The sequence below is a fragment of the Acididesulfobacillus acetoxydans genome (assembly GCF_902729405.1).
GTDB lineage: Bacteria > Bacillota > Desulfitobacteriia > Desulfitobacteriales > Desulfitobacteriaceae > Acididesulfobacillus > Acididesulfobacillus acetoxydans.
This window is the reverse complement of the sequence record NZ_LR746496.1, coordinates 4,088,170-4,103,082: the sequence shown is the minus strand read 5'-3', so window position 1 is coordinate 4,103,082 and position 14,913 is coordinate 4,088,170. Positions and strand designations below refer to the sequence as shown.

The 14,913-nt window shown below is 52.8% G+C and carries 12 protein-coding genes; all 12 read left to right on the top strand.

The features are described 5' to 3' along the window. Positions 1-288 precede the first annotated feature (288 nt). The 12 genes from MNU25_RS18195 (at position 289) to MNU25_RS18145 (ending at position 14,881) form a co-directional block, all read left to right on the top strand. On the top strand, positions 289-1,443 hold the full coding sequence (locus tag MNU25_RS18195) for a polysaccharide biosynthesis C-terminal domain-containing protein (RefSeq protein WP_240986361.1): 1,155 nt from the start codon (positions 289-291) through the stop codon (positions 1,441-1,443). A 111-nt stretch (positions 1,444-1,554) separates the two neighbouring features. Then, complete coding sequence (locus MNU25_RS18190; protein WP_240986360.1) at positions 1,555-2,319, top strand: YdcF family protein; 765 nt, start codon at positions 1,555-1,557, stop codon at positions 2,317-2,319. 450 nt (positions 2,320-2,769) lie between these two features. After that, entirely contained in the window at positions 2,770-2,892 is a 123-nt protein-coding gene (locus MNU25_RS20200) for a hypothetical protein (protein WP_261485830.1), read from the top strand. Positions 2,893-3,382: 490 nt separating this feature from the next. Further along, positions 3,383-4,660: an extracellular solute-binding protein gene (locus tag MNU25_RS18185; RefSeq protein WP_240986359.1), complete on the top strand. Its 1,278-nt coding sequence runs from the start codon at positions 3,383-3,385 to the stop codon at positions 4,658-4,660. Positions 4,661-4,832: 172 nt separating this feature from the next. Beyond that, positions 4,833-6,044, top strand: a complete 1,212-nt coding sequence (locus tag MNU25_RS18180) for an ROK family protein (protein ID WP_240986358.1) — start codon at positions 4,833-4,835, stop codon at positions 6,042-6,044. A 103-nt stretch (positions 6,045-6,147) separates the two neighbouring features. Beyond that, positions 6,148-7,044 carry a carbohydrate ABC transporter permease gene (locus MNU25_RS18175; RefSeq protein WP_240986357.1) on the top strand — a complete coding sequence of 299 codons (897 nt, stop codon included), beginning with the start codon at positions 6,148-6,150 and terminating at the stop codon, positions 7,042-7,044. A 2-nt stretch (positions 7,045-7,046) separates the two neighbouring features. Next, positions 7,047-7,874, top strand: coding sequence for a carbohydrate ABC transporter permease (locus MNU25_RS18170; RefSeq protein WP_240986356.1), 828 nt, complete (start codon positions 7,047-7,049; stop codon positions 7,872-7,874). A gap of 6 nt (positions 7,875-7,880) precedes the next feature. Next, a complete protein-coding gene (locus MNU25_RS18165; protein ID WP_240986355.1) occupies positions 7,881-9,575 on the top strand; it encodes a glycoside hydrolase family 66 protein in 1,695 nt (564 codons plus the stop codon). 221 nt (positions 9,576-9,796) lie between these two features. Then, a complete protein-coding gene (locus MNU25_RS18160) occupies positions 9,797-11,482 on the top strand; it encodes a glycoside hydrolase family 13 protein (protein WP_240986354.1) in 1,686 nt (561 codons plus the stop codon). A 339-nt stretch (positions 11,483-11,821) separates the two neighbouring features. Beyond that, complete coding sequence (locus tag MNU25_RS18155) at positions 11,822-12,604, top strand: FadR/GntR family transcriptional regulator (RefSeq protein WP_240986353.1); 783 nt, start codon at positions 11,822-11,824, stop codon at positions 12,602-12,604. A 545-nt stretch (positions 12,605-13,149) separates the two neighbouring features. Further along, complete coding sequence (locus tag MNU25_RS18150; RefSeq protein ID WP_240986352.1) at positions 13,150-13,383, top strand: hypothetical protein; 234 nt, start codon at positions 13,150-13,152, stop codon at positions 13,381-13,383. Next, entirely contained in the window at positions 13,373-14,881 is a 1,509-nt protein-coding gene (locus MNU25_RS18145; RefSeq protein ID WP_240986351.1) for a sodium:solute symporter family protein, read from the top strand. The genes MNU25_RS18150 and MNU25_RS18145 overlap by 11 nt, the downstream gene beginning before the upstream one ends. The last annotated feature ends 32 nt before the right edge of the window (positions 14,882-14,913 follow it).

Sequence of the window (14,913 nt, the reverse complement as noted above, 5' to 3'; positions counted from 1 at the left end):
GGGACGGGTGTCCCAGATTCATGTCTGTGCTACCTGCTACTATAGAGAAGAGTCAAGCGGCGGCTGACGCGAGCAATTTGTCAAACTGAGGCGAACGCGGGTACGCTTCTGGGGAGGCGGACGCGAGCAAGAAAGCGAGGTGGACAGGGGTCGTCAAGTTCAGACAGGATGGATTTTCAGCGTGCCCCGGTGGTCTTGCCTCAGACCTACATGCGGGCCGAATGCTTCAGCGTTGCGGGTGGCGTCGTCTGCTTAGACTTTAAAAGGTCTTGGTGTGGAGAAGGGTGGATGATTGCTATCAAGACTGTACTGGTGACGGGCGCAGCCGGTTTCATCGGCAGAAATCTGACAGGCGCCCTAGCAGCCCTGGAGAATGTGGAGATTCTCAGATTCGACACGGGGAATACCAAGGAAGAACTTCGGGATATGGCAGGAGCCGCTGACTCTATTTTTCACCAGGCCGGGGTAGACTGTTCACAGGACCCCGAGGAGTATGACATGGGAAACCGCCGGCTGACGGAAGATCTGGTGGCCTATCTCCGGGAGGCGGGTCGGAAAACTCCGCTCCTCTTCTCCTCCTCTACAGAGGCGGAGTTGGACCATCCTTACGGGTGGAGCAAGCGGGACGCGGAGGCTGCGGTACTCAGGTATGACCAAGATGTGGGGGCCCCCGTCTTTGTCTACCGGCTGCCTAGCGTCTTCGGCAAATGGTGCCTGCCCAATCATAATAGTTTTGTTGCCACGTTCTGCCATAACATCGCCAACGGTCTCCCCATCACGATCAGCGACCCGGGAGTTACGCTGAATTTCGTTCATGTTGATGATGTTGTCGGTGAATTTATAGGTCAGCTGGAGGGGAAGTTTGGACCTGATCTGCCCGTGGCTGTGTTGATGTCGAAACAACGCTGGACGCCTTATTCGGTCTATCCGGTCTATCCGTTGAAACTGGGCCAGCTTGCGGATCTCCTCTATTACTTCAAGGCGGGGCGCGAAAATCTAACGATTCCGAATGTTGGGGATGAGTTTACCTGGAAACTTTATTGCACTTATCTTAGTTATCTGCCGGAACATAGGTTTAGCTATCCATTGAGAGCAAAGGTCTCCGCCAGCGGTTCCTCTACCGAGTTTATCAGGACGCCTGATCGCGGACAGGTGTCCGTGTACGCACTCAAGCCGGGTACCACGATGGGCAACCATTGGCACTACAGCCGCTGCGAGAAGCTCTTGGCCGTAAGCGGCCGAGGGGTCGTGCGTCTGCGCAAGGTCCATGGCGACAAGGTGCTCGCCTACTTTGTGAGCGGGGAAAATCCGGAAGTAGTGGATATCCCTCCGGGTTTTGTGCATCATATGCAAAATCTCGGCGATACTGACCTGGTGATGGTCCCCTGGGCCAATAAACCATTGGATCCGAGTAAGCCGGACACGATTTTCCTCGAGGTGTGACCAAAAGTCTCAGTCGCCTGCTTCCGGCCTTAGCCATGGGGAGGTTGCACCAACCGTAAAACAATGAACCGGGTTGAGAGACGATCCGATGTTAGCGTAGGAGGGTTGCGCTTGTTCCTCGATCTGCTTAAATCCGCTTACAATTTCCTCTTGCCGCCAGGAATATTTATCGTCGTGCTGCTGCTGCTGGCGTGGTGGCTGCGCCGGCGCGAGCGAGTGGCAGCGGTTATCTTGCTCGTGACAGCCGCGGTGGTCTATGCCTCTTCCACAGATGCCCTCAGTTCTCTCTTGCTGCGCAGTTTAGAGAGGCAGTACAGCCCGCCGTCCGTCTTGAGCGGGGATGTCATCATTGTACTGGGGGGAGGTGCGACCGCGGACACCCCCGATGTGGACGGAGCGGGAAGTCTCAGCGGCTCGAGCATGAACCGGGTGGTCACCGCGGTTCGCTTATACAAGAAGACCGGGTTGCCGATCCTGATGTCGTCGGGACAGGTGTTCGCGGATGATGGGAACGAGGGCCGGATTGCTAAAAGGGTTATGCTTTCATTGGGTGTTCCGGACAGTAAAATTTTCCTCGATGACAGGAGCCGGACCACTACGGAAAACGCCTTGGATAGCAAAAAGATACTGGAGCACAATCATTTCACTCGTCCAATCCTGGTGACCTCGGCTTTTCACATGCCGAGAGCCGTGGACAACTTTGTCAAGATCGGGATTGCCGTGCAGCCCTATCCCTGTGATTACAGGGTGAGCATCGTTCAGCCCATCTACCTCTTTCGCTTTGTGCCTACGGCCGCGGGTCTCAATCAGACGGCTATCGCGTTGAAGGAATATCTGGGTATCCTGGCCTTGTATCTCTTGCCTTTCCGATCTTGAACCTACCGCGGCCGGTGAGGGGGATTAGGGAGCGTATGAGGTCGGACGGGTCCGAAGTCGGGCCCCCCGGAGTTAGGTTGCCGGCGCTGTATCTGAATCTCCCCATGGCTAAAGCCAGCTAAAGCCAGGGGCATGCGGCTAAGCCTCTTGGTCATGGGGTCCGGAGTTGGGCCCCACGGAGTTGGGTCGCCGGCGCTGTATCTCTCGGGGTTCGGGACCGCGGGGTGGAGACGAGCTCCGGAAAGTTTTTTGAGTGGGAGCAGGATTTTCTCGGACGGTGAAGAATACCTTAGGAATAAGGTCCTAGGACGAAAGACGTCAGCATTGAAGATCCTTAGAGGCCATAAGGAAACGGACCGAGCCGGGGTGTCCTGGAATCCGGGGGCGGTCGCCGTTTGCACGGGGCTTCTCAGCCGAATGCCAACGGAGTGCTTGGTTGAGGTGATGTGTATGCCGTGGAAAACATTTAAAAGCTCCTTCCTGAGAAAGCCCTCTCGCCAGGAAGTCGCGATTATCCTGGTTATCTTGGCGGGTGCCGCGCTGATCATCGCCTTCTACGCGCTGCGCCCCTGACGGGGTTTCCGGGCTATTCATCCAACCGTGAGATTCCCTCTTCTACAAGTGGGAGTGGTTCCCCCGTTGCTTCGGTGGGGGTAAACTCAGCCTTCGGCCGTCATTGTCCACCGGACAATGACGCCTACGCCGCGAAGTGTAATTTTGGGATAGGCGGCTTCGGCGAAACTCTCCACTGGAGACTTTCGTCACCGAAGTCATCCTCACCGCACAAGTATTCTTTGAAAGCTTGCGGTTCGGCGATAGTGTCTACACTATCGTGATGTTCAACTTTGGTTGAACGAGTTCACTTTGCTTTTCCCCAAAAGGATATTGATAATTCAGAAAGGATGTGCTACACTTAACTTAATTCGTTCAGTGAATGAAGTAAGTTGGAGGTGAGTTTTAGAACAGGCAATGGAGAACAAGTATGAGGAACAGGCTATGAGGAACAGGCTATGAGGAACAAGTATGAGGAACAGGCTATGAGAATATTTTTGGAGGTGTGAAGGTGAGACTAAAACATTTAGCAGCCATCATGGCGGCTCTGAGCATTCTTGTGGGAACGGCCGTCGGATGCGGTACGGCACCGGCGCCATCGGGCAAAACAGGTTCCCCGTCGGTTACGATCACGTTTTGGAATGCTTACTCTGAGACGGATAATGAAGAGAAGACCATTGTCAATGATATTATTCCCGCCTTTGAAAGGTCACATCCCGGAATCAAGGTGCAGAATGTTACACTTCCGTACAGCAATATGCAGGCAAAACTGTTTACGGCCGCGGCCGGTAAAAGCCTCCCGGATGTTGCGCGTCTGGACATCATTTGGATGCCTCAACTGGCGGAACTGGGGGTTTTAGTTCCTCAGCAGAGCCTGCCCGGGTGGAGTGATTTAAGCAAAAAGGTGTTCTCCGGCCCGCTGTCAACGAATTTGTACAATGGAAAATATTACGGGTTACCCCTCGACACCAATACCAAAGTGCTGTTTTCCAATCCTGCCGTGCTGAAGGCACATGGGATTGATCATCCGCCCACTACTATGGACCAGTTCATTGCCGACATCAAGCAGGCATCCGGCGGAACGGGCAAAAACCGGGTTTATGGGTATACCTTGCCCGGTGACAGTCTTTGGCAATTGATACCCTGGATTGACTCGTTTGGCGGTTCTGTTCTCAGCCCGGACCAGAAGACGGCGACAGGTTATTTGAATGGGCCGAAGACTTTTGCCGCTATCAACACTTTGGTAAGCCTCTATAAGGCGGGTTACATTACCGGTATTCTTCCGGGGGCGACCGGGGACATGGATGGTTTGGCCAAAGGGGAATATGCGTTCATAGATGAAGGACCATGGGACGTCCCGTCCATGGCCAAGACTTACCCGAAGGTAAAATACAACCTGTCTTTGTGGCCGGCCGGTCCGGCGGGGTCAGTACAGGTCGTGGGCGGCGAAGATATAGGGATCTTCAGTACCGATTCCGCCCATGAGAAAGCCGCTTGGGAGTTTGAGAAATATATGATGTCTACCGAGGCCCAGACTCAGATGCAAGCGGCCGGACAGATGTCCGTCCTTAAGAAGCTCCCGTCATCGAAGCTTTTGGCCGGACTGGATTACTTTAACATCTTCAGAAAACAGTTGGTCACTGCCAAATCCCGTCCCTCGGTTCCCGCCTTTACAAAAATCGAGCAGGACATTGAGACAGAGGTAACGAAGGCAGTGCAAGGGCACGAAAGCGTCCGGCAGGCTTTGGACAAGGCGACAGAGGAGGCCAATGCGCTCTTGGCGAGTTAGTCCCGAAGGTTAGCGGGTGCGAGGGGGGCGGGCCCCGCGGTGGCACTTGGCCCCGTTTATCAGGAGGGCTCGCTCCCTTTACCTGTTAGCCATCTCTTTTGTAATGTTGAACAACACTTTACCCCACAATAATCCTACAATAATTTAGAAAGACTTTATGAGGTTCTGACGCATGGCAATGGCGAAGGCAGACCGTAAATTGATGCGGGAAATCAATAATATGCATGTTTTGCAACGGGTACGGGTCAGCGGTCCCATATCACGACCCGAACTTTCCGAACAGACCGGGCTCGGCCTTTCCACCATTTCAAACATTGTGACTGAGTTGCTGGCAGAGCAATTAGTTCGTGAGGTTGGTGAGGGTGATTCAAGCGGCGGGCGGCGTCCGGGTCTGTTGGACATTAATGAAACCGCGCGCTGCGCCTTCGGCGTGAAAATCGGTCCAAAGAGGGTTTGGATCTCCCTGTTTGACTTGCGAATGCGCCAAATAGACACGGAACAGTTCACGTTCTTGTCCGAAGAACCCCCGGGGATACTTTTTACCCGAGTGTTCGCAGGGATGGAAAGGTTGAGAGAGAAGCACCGCGTTTCCGGGCAAAGTGTGCTGGGCATCGGTGTCAGTGTCTCGGGGCTGATTGACAGCGAAAAGGGAGTCTGCCTTTACAGTCCGATTTTAGACTGGGAAAACGTGCCCATCGGAGAACTCTTGTCACAACTCAGCGGCCTGGATGTGGCGGTAGAGAACGATGTCAATACTTTTGCCTACGGTACCCTTCTTCATGAGGCAAACGCGTCGGTTAAAGACATGATCTGTATCACGACCGGTCCGGGTGTCGGTGCCGGAATCATCCTGGACAGACGTTTGTATCGGGGAAGCCACGGTGGGGCCGGAGAGTTTGGTCATATGACCATTGAGCAAAACGGGCCGCGCTGTTCCTGCGGACGGCGGGGATGTCTGGACGTACTGGCGTCTGATCAGTTTCTGCTCGCCCGGGCCGAGGACATCATTGAGTCCGGCCAGTCCCCAAGGTTGCAGGCCATCAAGGCAGACGGGAAACTCTCCCCGGCGGCCTTGTTCCGAGCGGCGGAAAGCGGGGATAAAGCAGCCAGAAATATTTACCTGGAACTCGGGAGGAACCTCGGTTGCGGCGTGGCTAACCTGATCAACCTTTTCGATCCGGAAAAAATAGTGATTGGCGGCGAAGGAGCGGTCGCCGCCAAGTTCTTTGTCGATACCGTGCGGGATGTCGCCACAAAGTATGCCTTTCCCCACCTAGCCGACCAGGTTGAAATCGTGGTGGATGACGGCAGTGAAGACGCCTGGCTGCAGGGCGCGGCGGCACTCATCATCGAAGAGTTTTTCAAACTGCCTTTGTCGAGTTGATGCCTGGGCGGCAAGAGGGGAGAAGAATAGCAATGGGGGAAGAATCACAACGGGGGAAGAATAGCAACGGGGGAAGAACAGTCAACAGGGGGGAGAAATGGTTATGAAGGGTAAATTTCGCCGGGGTCTGCGGCACCATCTTGGGATCTATCTTTTCTTGCTGCCCGCCGTGGGCTTCTTCCTGGTTTTCTCGGTTTATCCAATCCTCTACTCATTTGTCATGAGCTTTACGAACTGGCCCCTTGTGGGTTCTCCCCACTTTGTCGGCTTGCACAACTACAGTCAGGTCCTGCATGATCCGGTGGTGGGCACTTCCCTGGTGAACGCCATCTTTTACCTGATTGTCTCTGTCCCCATCCAGATCGTCCTGGGCCTTCTCGTGGCGATGGGCTTGGATCGCCCGATGCGCGGGCGGGGAGCCCTTCGCCTCATGTACTACCTCCCCGTCATTACGTCTTGGGTCGTCGTCACTTTGTTGTTTGAGTATCTCTTTAACACAGACTACGGAATCATTAATTGGCTGCTGATGTCTCTTCACCTCAGCCGGAGTGCCGTACCTTGGTTAGCAAACCGCTACAGTGCACTCACTGTAGCCGCCATTCTGGGGGGATGGAAGGGCATCGGCTGGGCAATGATGATTTTTTTGGCCGGACTGCAAGGCGTTCCCGATGAATTGTATGAGTCCGCCGCTATCGACGGGGCGGGAAAGTGGAAGCAGTTTTGGTCTGTCACTTTGCCGATGATCCGGGGGACGTTCTTCTTTGTCACAGTGATGTTAATGATGGGGGCTTTTCAAGTTTTTATATCGGTCTTTATCCTGACTGGGGGTCAGCCGGCCAATGAGACTCAGGTGCCCTTGGTTTGGATGTATCAGCAGGCGTTCAGCAACCTGGAGTTTGGCTACGCTGCAGCTTTCTCCTGGGTCATTACGGCGATTATCGTGGTGTTCACCGTCATTCAGTTTTGGGTATTCAGGCCGCGCAGCGTGCAGGAGGTTTGAACATGTTCAATTCAAAAAAGAGGAAAGCACGTTTTCTTATCTTCGGACTCTTGGCCCTGGTTATGGTTTTTCCGTTTTACTATATGCTTGTTCTTTCGTTTACCCCCAATGAGTCGGCGCTGAAATACCCGCCCCAGTTGTGGCCGTTCCACCCGACGCTGAGCAACTACGTTCAGGCTTGGCAATCCAATAATTTTCAACTGTACTTCCTGCACAGCCTCTGGGTGTCGGTGATATCGACCCTGTTGGGAACGATTATTGCCTGTGCGGCAGCTTTCGTCATTTCCCGCTTCCGTTTTTTCGGGCGCAAGCTTATCTACATGATCTTCCTGGGTTCGATGATGGTTCCCAGTATGACTTTTATTCTGCCTCAGTTCAAAGAGATGGAACACCTGCATTTGCTGAATAGCTTGAACGGGCTGTTGTTAGTCTATACGGCCGGAATGATTCCTTTCACGACTTTTCTGATGAAGGGTTTCTTCGATGAGGTGCCAAAGGAGATAGAAGATGCTGTGGTCATGGACGGAGGCGGCAAGTGGACCCTGTTTTGGCGTATTATGATGCCCATGGCCCTGCCCTCTCTGGTGACGGCGGTGTTGTTCAATTTTATGGGCGGTTGGGATGATTATACGTTGGCCCTTACCTTCATCAACGACCCGCACAAGTGGACTCTGCCGATCGCCCTGCAGCTCTTTCAGGGACAACACACCAGCGCTTGGGGCATGATATTCGCAGCTTCTGTCATTCAGGTACTTCCGATCATTGCTATATTCATCGCCTTTCAACGACACATTATCAGAGGCCTGATGGCAGGCGCGGTAAAGGGGTGATTGCTGTTGACAGCTGGGACAGACTTCGAGATGTATCCCGCAAAGTCCCAATTTAGACCGGGTGAAAGGGTGCATATCCTCTTGGAAGCACCGGATAACTGCCGGGGGGATACCCTGGTCGATATTCGAGTATTTCACCATCATTGCCTAGCGGAGGCCAGGACGGTCTCGGTTAAGCAGATGCCGGCTGGCGCCGAAGGGATCGATTTGGGTGTCTTCGCCCCGGGAGGCTACAGAGTGGTTGCTCATCTGGAGAGCGGCTCCCAAAGTATTACTTTGAAGTCGCGAAGTATCACTTTGAGGAGTGCCTTCGATGTCAGGGCGCACTGGCGGGAGGCACCGCGTTATGGTTTTTTGTGCGATTTCCAATCCGCAAAGTCAGGCGGTGAAATTCAGAGGTTCTTTCGCAAATTTCATCTTAACGTCGTCCAGTTCTATGACTGGATGGAACGCCATGATGCTCTGGTGCCGAAAACCCCGGAGTTCACCGATCCCATGGGCCGCAGGCTGAGCGCAGAAGAAATCTTGTCGCGTATCGAAGCGCTGAGAGAGATCGGTTCGGCCCCGCTGGGTTATGCGGCGGTCTATGCCTCTTTGGCCGACTACGCCTCGGCACATCCGGAAGAGGGACTCTACGATAATCAGGGGGTGCAGTACTCACTGATCGATATCTTTTATTTGATGGACATCTCGGAGGGTTCTCCTTGGCGCAATCACATCTTGGAGGAATTTGCCCGGGCGATCGAGTTTGGCTTTGAGGGCCTGCACTTAGACCAGTATGGTTATCCGAAATCGGCCCGGAGATCAGACGGTTCAGCCCTTTGGCTGGATGACGCCTATCCATCCTTCATCGACGCTTGCCGCCGGAGACTGGGTGATGGGGTTGGGCTTATTTTTAACGCGGTATCCGGTTACCCCGTGCATTCGGTGGGCCGATCGGCGCAGGACGCGGTTTACGTGGAGGTGTGGCCGCCGATGGTGCGCTACCGCCACTTGTCGGAACTGGTGGCGCGAATCAGGGCCGCGGTTGGGGGCAGCAAAAAGGTCATTCTGGCCGCTTATTTTCAGCCTTTGCGGGAGACAAAGGACGCAGATCCTGATGCCGTGGCGAGGAGCACCCTGCTCCTCAGCGCCGTCATTTTTGTGAGTGGGGGATACCACCTGCTGCTGGGAGAGTCAGGCGGAATACTGACTGAGGCTTATTACCCGGATTACGGGCCGATGGTTCCGGCACTGGCGGAGCCCCTCCGGGCTATGTATGATATACTAACGGCTGATGCGGAACTGTTGTCGGCGGCGGATGTTATCGATGTGACCTGGAGTTTTGCCGGAGGTATCAACGATCAGATTCTCGTAGACGGGGCTCCGAGCGCGGTCGAGCCTGAAGCCGGCAAGATTTGGCTGCACGTAACGACGACCCCGCACGGCCTGGTTCTCCATCTGGTGAATCTTCTCTGGATTATGCGGGAGGAGTGGAACTGCCTGCACACGGAGCCCTTCCGGGCGACTCCGCCCTTGGCCCTGACCATAGAGTGGAATCATCCGCTTGAAGACGTCTGGGTTCAACGGGCGGAAGAAGCGGTCTGGCAGAAGGTGAAGTGGAGTTGGCAGCCTCATGTTCGAGGGCGGGGAATTCACCTGACCGTAGCGCCTTTTGATGTTTGGTCGATGGTTTTTGTGCCTTATCAGCGGAGAGATTAAAAGGATGAACGAGGAACTACTCCCACTTGCAGAAGAGGGAGTCTCACGATTGGATGAACGAGGGTAGAAAGCCTGCCAAGGGAATTCATGAAAAGACGAATATGTGCGAGCAGAGCTTAATTTGTGGAAAGGGTGAGAGGGAGCCAGGGGAAACAGTTGGCGGATGGAGAACGAGCAAATCCTAATTTTGTGGAAAAAGTGGGGTAGGGTGTAGTATGAAAATGGCAGAGAGAATGTGGTGGAAAGAAGCAGTGGTGTATCAGATCTACCCCCGCAGTTTTATGGACAGTAATGGTGACGGAATTGGCGACCTGAAAGGGATCCTGGCAAAGTTGGATTACCTTAAGTGGCTGGGGGTTGATGTCGTTTGGTTCAGTCCCATCTATGAGTCACCCAATAATGATATGGGGTATGACATCAGTGACTATCGTTCCATCATGGCTCAATTCGGAACCATGGCTGATTTCGACAGGCTGCTGTCGGGTTTGCATCAACGGGAGATGAGGCTGGTGATGGATCTGGTGGTCAACCACACTTCAGACGAACACGAGTGGTTTCGCCAAGCGCGGGCAGCGAAAGACAATCCTTACAGGGATTATTATATTTGGCGCCAAAAGCCCAATAACTGGTCGTCCTTTTTTGGCGGTTCGGCTTGGGAGTTGGATGAGAAAACGAATGAGTATTACCTGCATCTTTTCTCGGCCAAACAGCCTGACCTCAACTGGGACAATCCGCGGGTGAGAGCGGAAATCCATGATCTGATGCGCTGGTGGCTTGACAAGGGGGTTGATGGTTTCCGCATGGATGTCATCGGCTGCATTTCCAAAACCCCCGGCTTGCCCGATGCCCCCGAAGGCGGGAAATTAGCCTGGGGAGGAGCCTTTTTCCTCAATGGGCCTCGTGTGCACGAATATCTGCGGGAGATGAATGCCGAGGTCCTATCCCATTATGATGTGATGACCGTGGGGGAGACGCTCTCCGTCACCCCGAAGGAAGCTTTGGAATATACGGGATTTAACAGGGCAGAATTGAACATGGTTTTTCAGTTTGAGTTGATGGATATTGACAGCGGCCCGGGCGGCAAGTGGGATGTCCGGGATTGGCAGGTCAGTGAGTTTAAGAGGATTTGCAGTCGCTGGCAAAGAGAACTATACGGCCGGGGCTGGAACAGTCTCTACCTGAACAATCATGATCAACCGCGTATGGTCTCCCGCTTTGGCCAGGACGGGAAGTATCGTGTGGAATCGGCTAAGATGTTAGCCACGCTTCTGCATACCTTGCAGGGTACCCCTTTTATTTATCAGGGTGAAGAAATCGGGATGACCAATGTCTGCTTTGAGCGGATCGAGGACTACCGGGATATTGAGACGATAAACTGGTACAAAGAGCAAATGGCTCAAGGGGAGCGGCCGGTTAAGGAGATTATGCGGAGCATCTGCGCCAAGAGCCGGGACAACGCGAGAACGCCTATGCAGTGGAGTGAAGCGGCTCATGGGGGATTCACTACGGGAATTCCTTGGCTTCGGGTAAACCCGAATTACCGGACCCTTAATGTGGAGCAAGAGAGAGCGGATGCCGATTCCGTCCTCAACTATTATCGCCGGCTGATTCGTTTCCGCCGGGAAAACCCGGTTGTCGTCTATGGCGATTACACGCTTCTTGAGCCTGAGGACGAGACGGTCTATGCCTTTACGCGCCGGTTGGGTGAAGTGTGCCTTTTGACCGTCTTAAACTTTACGGCCGGTGAGCAAACTTTTGCCTCTCCTTCCGGGCTTTTACCGGATAATCTGCGGCTGGTCCTGTGTAACTACGCGGGCGGGGAGACATCCGTCGGGCCGACCCTGCATCTGCGCCCGTATGAGGCCCGGGTCTACCTCACGGCGGCTGGGTCTGCAGACGGCGTATGAGCTGAGACAGCCGGCCTGTTGCCTAGGAACAGCAAGGTGTAAACTCCTCAGGATAAGAAAGCGGTTAAATCGCTTAATCCGCCCTTCCCGCAGGGCGGGTTTTTTCGTCCTATCAGATTGGTCGAACTGCGGAGTCAATCGGAAACAGAAGTCGGCACGTGAAGGATGTGCCTTTTTCATTTTCCACAGGTATGTTATAATTAAAGGAAGGAGGTATTACCACCATAGACCTTGTGGCGTGAATAAGGAGAGCGGCAGGCGTGTTGGCTGCCAAGGGGTATGACTCCTAATGACTCCTAATGACTCCTATTGACTTCGTTAGCGGGTAGGTCGCCCGACATGAAATTTCCGCAGGTCAACAAGAAAAACTGTGAAAAGGCTGGTGTAGCGATGTTTGAGCCTATCAAGACGATCGGCAATCTTACGGAAAGCGTCGTCAATGCTATTATTCAACGTATTAACAATGGTGAACTTCAACCGGGAGACAGGCTTCCACCCGAGCGGGAACTGGCCGCTATGTTGGGAGTGAGCAGGACGGTGGTTAGGGATGCCCTCAAGACATTGGCAGGACTCGGTATTGTGACCATCCGCCACGGTATGGGCGCTTATATCAATACCGTGACCGATGAAGGGTATATGTCAAAGCTGGCTTCTTTTCTGCAGATTAATAAAGGTACGATTGACGAACTGTATAAGGTGCGGCAAGTCCTGGAAACACAGGCGGTGATTTGGTGTACGGAGAGTGCTTCGGATCACGATATCAGCGAGCTGCATGAGATTGTGGAGAGAGCGGGTAAGGTGAGAGAAGGGGATGAATCCAAACTTGAAGCGTTGGACGCGGAATTCCATCTAAAGATCTGCGAAGCAGCCGGCAACCGTGTTCTCATGCGCCTGATGCTCAACCTCTTGGATTTGCTCGGGGAAAACAGAGCACGTACTCTTCTCGTTCCGGGGCGGCAGCAAAAATCTGTTGATGATCATGCGGCCATCTTAAAAGCGATTGAGCGGCGTGATCCGGCAGCGGCCAAAGACAAAATGTCCGAGCATTTGGACGATGTCTATAGGGCGATCCAGAATGTGGAGTACCCGGAGACGGAGTGGGAGAACGGGGATGGGGGCTAAGCAGGCAAGGAGGTTCCGTGTCAAAATGTTTTGAGAAAAGTGCTTGACAGGGAGAAAAGGAAAGGCTATTCTAATGGTAATACCACATACCACATACCACATACCACTACCCCATACCCCATACCACATACCACACGTAATACCCTATGTACCATGAACCCACATATACCACGTCTGCACACCACCCCAGCGAAATGCCACTTACCGATATCAATGTTCTCCCGTAGCGTCCCATACCACATATTCCTACAACTCCAAACCGGCTATGTTAGGGGTGATATTTATGCAAGATTAGCGCATAGTTGACTTTTCCCGCAAATCTACATTCTTCCAAATCCATAGTAAATTAATCCCTATAGTAAATCAATCCTACCATATTGGTTTGACAGAAGTTCCCAAGGGCCTTATCATGCCTCTCGTTAACCACAGTTTTAAGCCGCATCAGTACGCGGACGTTCTCCAGGGCCTTAGTTAGTCAGAAGTTCGGTGCCCTCTCATGTAGGGGTGAGAAAATGGGTAAGGAGTTTGACAGGAGGTTGAGGTTTATGCGCCGAGCCTTATGGGCGTGGTTTATAGCGGTTGTCTTGATTATATTTTTATACGTGGGAGTTGCCGCTTTGTGGGTAAATAAAGTCAAACCAACCATTCTAGGTATGCCATTATTGTACACCTGGTTTGTCATAGTGCCTCTGCTTAACCCGATCATACTTGGGGCGTTGTACCTATATGACAAAAGGCATAATCCCCAAGCGGAGGAGGTGTCAAGCGATGTCCGATGACCTGATACTCGGCACAAGTTTCATAATAGTCTTTGCGGTAACCTTGTTTGGCGCCGGGGTTGGCAAAAAAAAGAGTACGGATATGGAGGGTTGGTTGGTAAACAATCGTAAGATGGGAACGTTTCTGGTGTGGTTTTTATTGGGAAGTGAGATTTATACAATTTTTACCTTCGAAGGCTTGGCTGGTTACGCATATATAAACGGAGCCGCCGCATTTTATAACGTTGCTTTAAACGATGTGGCATACGCGATTGGCTTTATGGTGTTGCCGACGATATGGTTGATCGGAAAGCGTTTTCGTTATGTGACCCAGTCAGACTTTATAGAAGGTCGTTATCAGAGCAAGAATTTAGGCATTTTCGTCGCTCTCGCCAGTGCTTTGATTATGATTGCTTATATCGACTTAAATATCACCGGTTTATCGGCGGTCATTCAGGTTATAGGCCAGGGTTCTATCTCACCCACGTGGGCAGATACAATTGGTTTTTTGGTTTTGGCGGGTGCTGTTTTTTTCGGAGGTATTCGCGGCAACGCATGGCAAGCGGTTATCAAAGATGTTTTGATGCTTGTCGCAGTAGTCATTCTCTTCGTGGTCATTCCCATTCGCTATTTTGGTTCCTTTGGCTACATGTATGGTTCGTTTGTGCGGAAAATCCCCTCTCACCTGGTTCTACCGGGTGTGTCCAAAAAATTAGGGCCCGTTTGGTTAATTACCACCGTTATACTCAATGCGGTTGGGCAGTGGATGTGGCCGCAATGGTTCGGGGTTGCGTATACGGCTAAAAGCCCGAGAACTCTGAAATTGCAGGCGGTCTTCATGCCATTCTACCAACTAGTGAAAGTCGCGGTGATCACGATAGGCTTTGCCGCCGTTCTAATACTTGGGACATCAAAGCCTGGCAATAACGTGATCATGATGCTGGCGTTGAAGACATTTCCGCAGTGGTTCTTGATCCTATTTACGGTGGCGGCCATCTTGGCAGCTATCGTTCCGGCCGGGCCGATCGTTATGACTTCCAGCAGCCTCATGGCCAAGAACGTCGTTCAGGGATTGAACCCGCGTATTTCCGACACGACGGTGTATAAAATGACCAAGGCCTTGGTATTTCCGATTACCATTATTGCTCTCTTCCTGACGATTGTTGTCCCGTCCCTAATCGTGTCGATTCTACTTGTGGCCTACGATTTTATCTCACAGCTATTTCCCGCCATCGTACTGGGGGGGCTGTTCTGGAGGCGAGCAACAAAAGAGGGGGTCTTAGCCGGGATGTTATCGGGTTGGGCCGTTGCTGCCTATCTCGTGTTGACCAAGCACGACCCGATCGGCGGCTGGAATGCAGGAATGGTCGCTTTACTCGTGAATATTGTGGTGTTCTGGCTTGTCAGCCTTGCGACAAAGCCGGTGCCGAAAGAGATCCTGACTAATTTCTATCAAGACGCATTTCCTCAGACGCCTGCCGATCCTTCTCCCAATACCGTGGAAGTAATCGTGGATTAAAGAAGGGTTTACCACGGAATGCACGCAGGAAA

Coding starts and splice junctions, on each gene's coding strand:
- MNU25_RS18195 (WP_240986361.1), top strand. CDS start 289: ATGATTGCTATCAAGACTGTACTGGTGACGGGCGCAGCCGGTTTCATC.
- MNU25_RS20200 (WP_261485830.1), top strand. CDS start 2,770: ATGCCGTGGAAAACATTTAAAAGCTCCTTCCTGAGAAAGCCCTCTCGC.
- MNU25_RS18180 (WP_240986358.1), top strand. CDS start 4,833: ATGGCAATGGCGAAGGCAGACCGTAAATTGATGCGGGAAATCAATAAT.
- MNU25_RS18175 (WP_240986357.1), top strand. CDS start 6,148: ATGAAGGGTAAATTTCGCCGGGGTCTGCGGCACCATCTTGGGATCTAT.
- MNU25_RS18170 (WP_240986356.1), top strand. CDS start 7,047: ATGTTCAATTCAAAAAAGAGGAAAGCACGTTTTCTTATCTTCGGACTC.
- MNU25_RS18160 (WP_240986354.1), top strand. CDS start 9,797: ATGGCAGAGAGAATGTGGTGGAAAGAAGCAGTGGTGTATCAGATCTAC.
- MNU25_RS18155 (WP_240986353.1), top strand. CDS start 11,822: ATGAAATTTCCGCAGGTCAACAAGAAAAACTGTGAAAAGGCTGGTGTA.
- MNU25_RS18150 (WP_240986352.1), top strand. CDS start 13,150: ATGCGCCGAGCCTTATGGGCGTGGTTTATAGCGGTTGTCTTGATTATA.
- MNU25_RS18145 (WP_240986351.1), top strand. CDS start 13,373: ATGTCCGATGACCTGATACTCGGCACAAGTTTCATAATAGTCTTTGCG.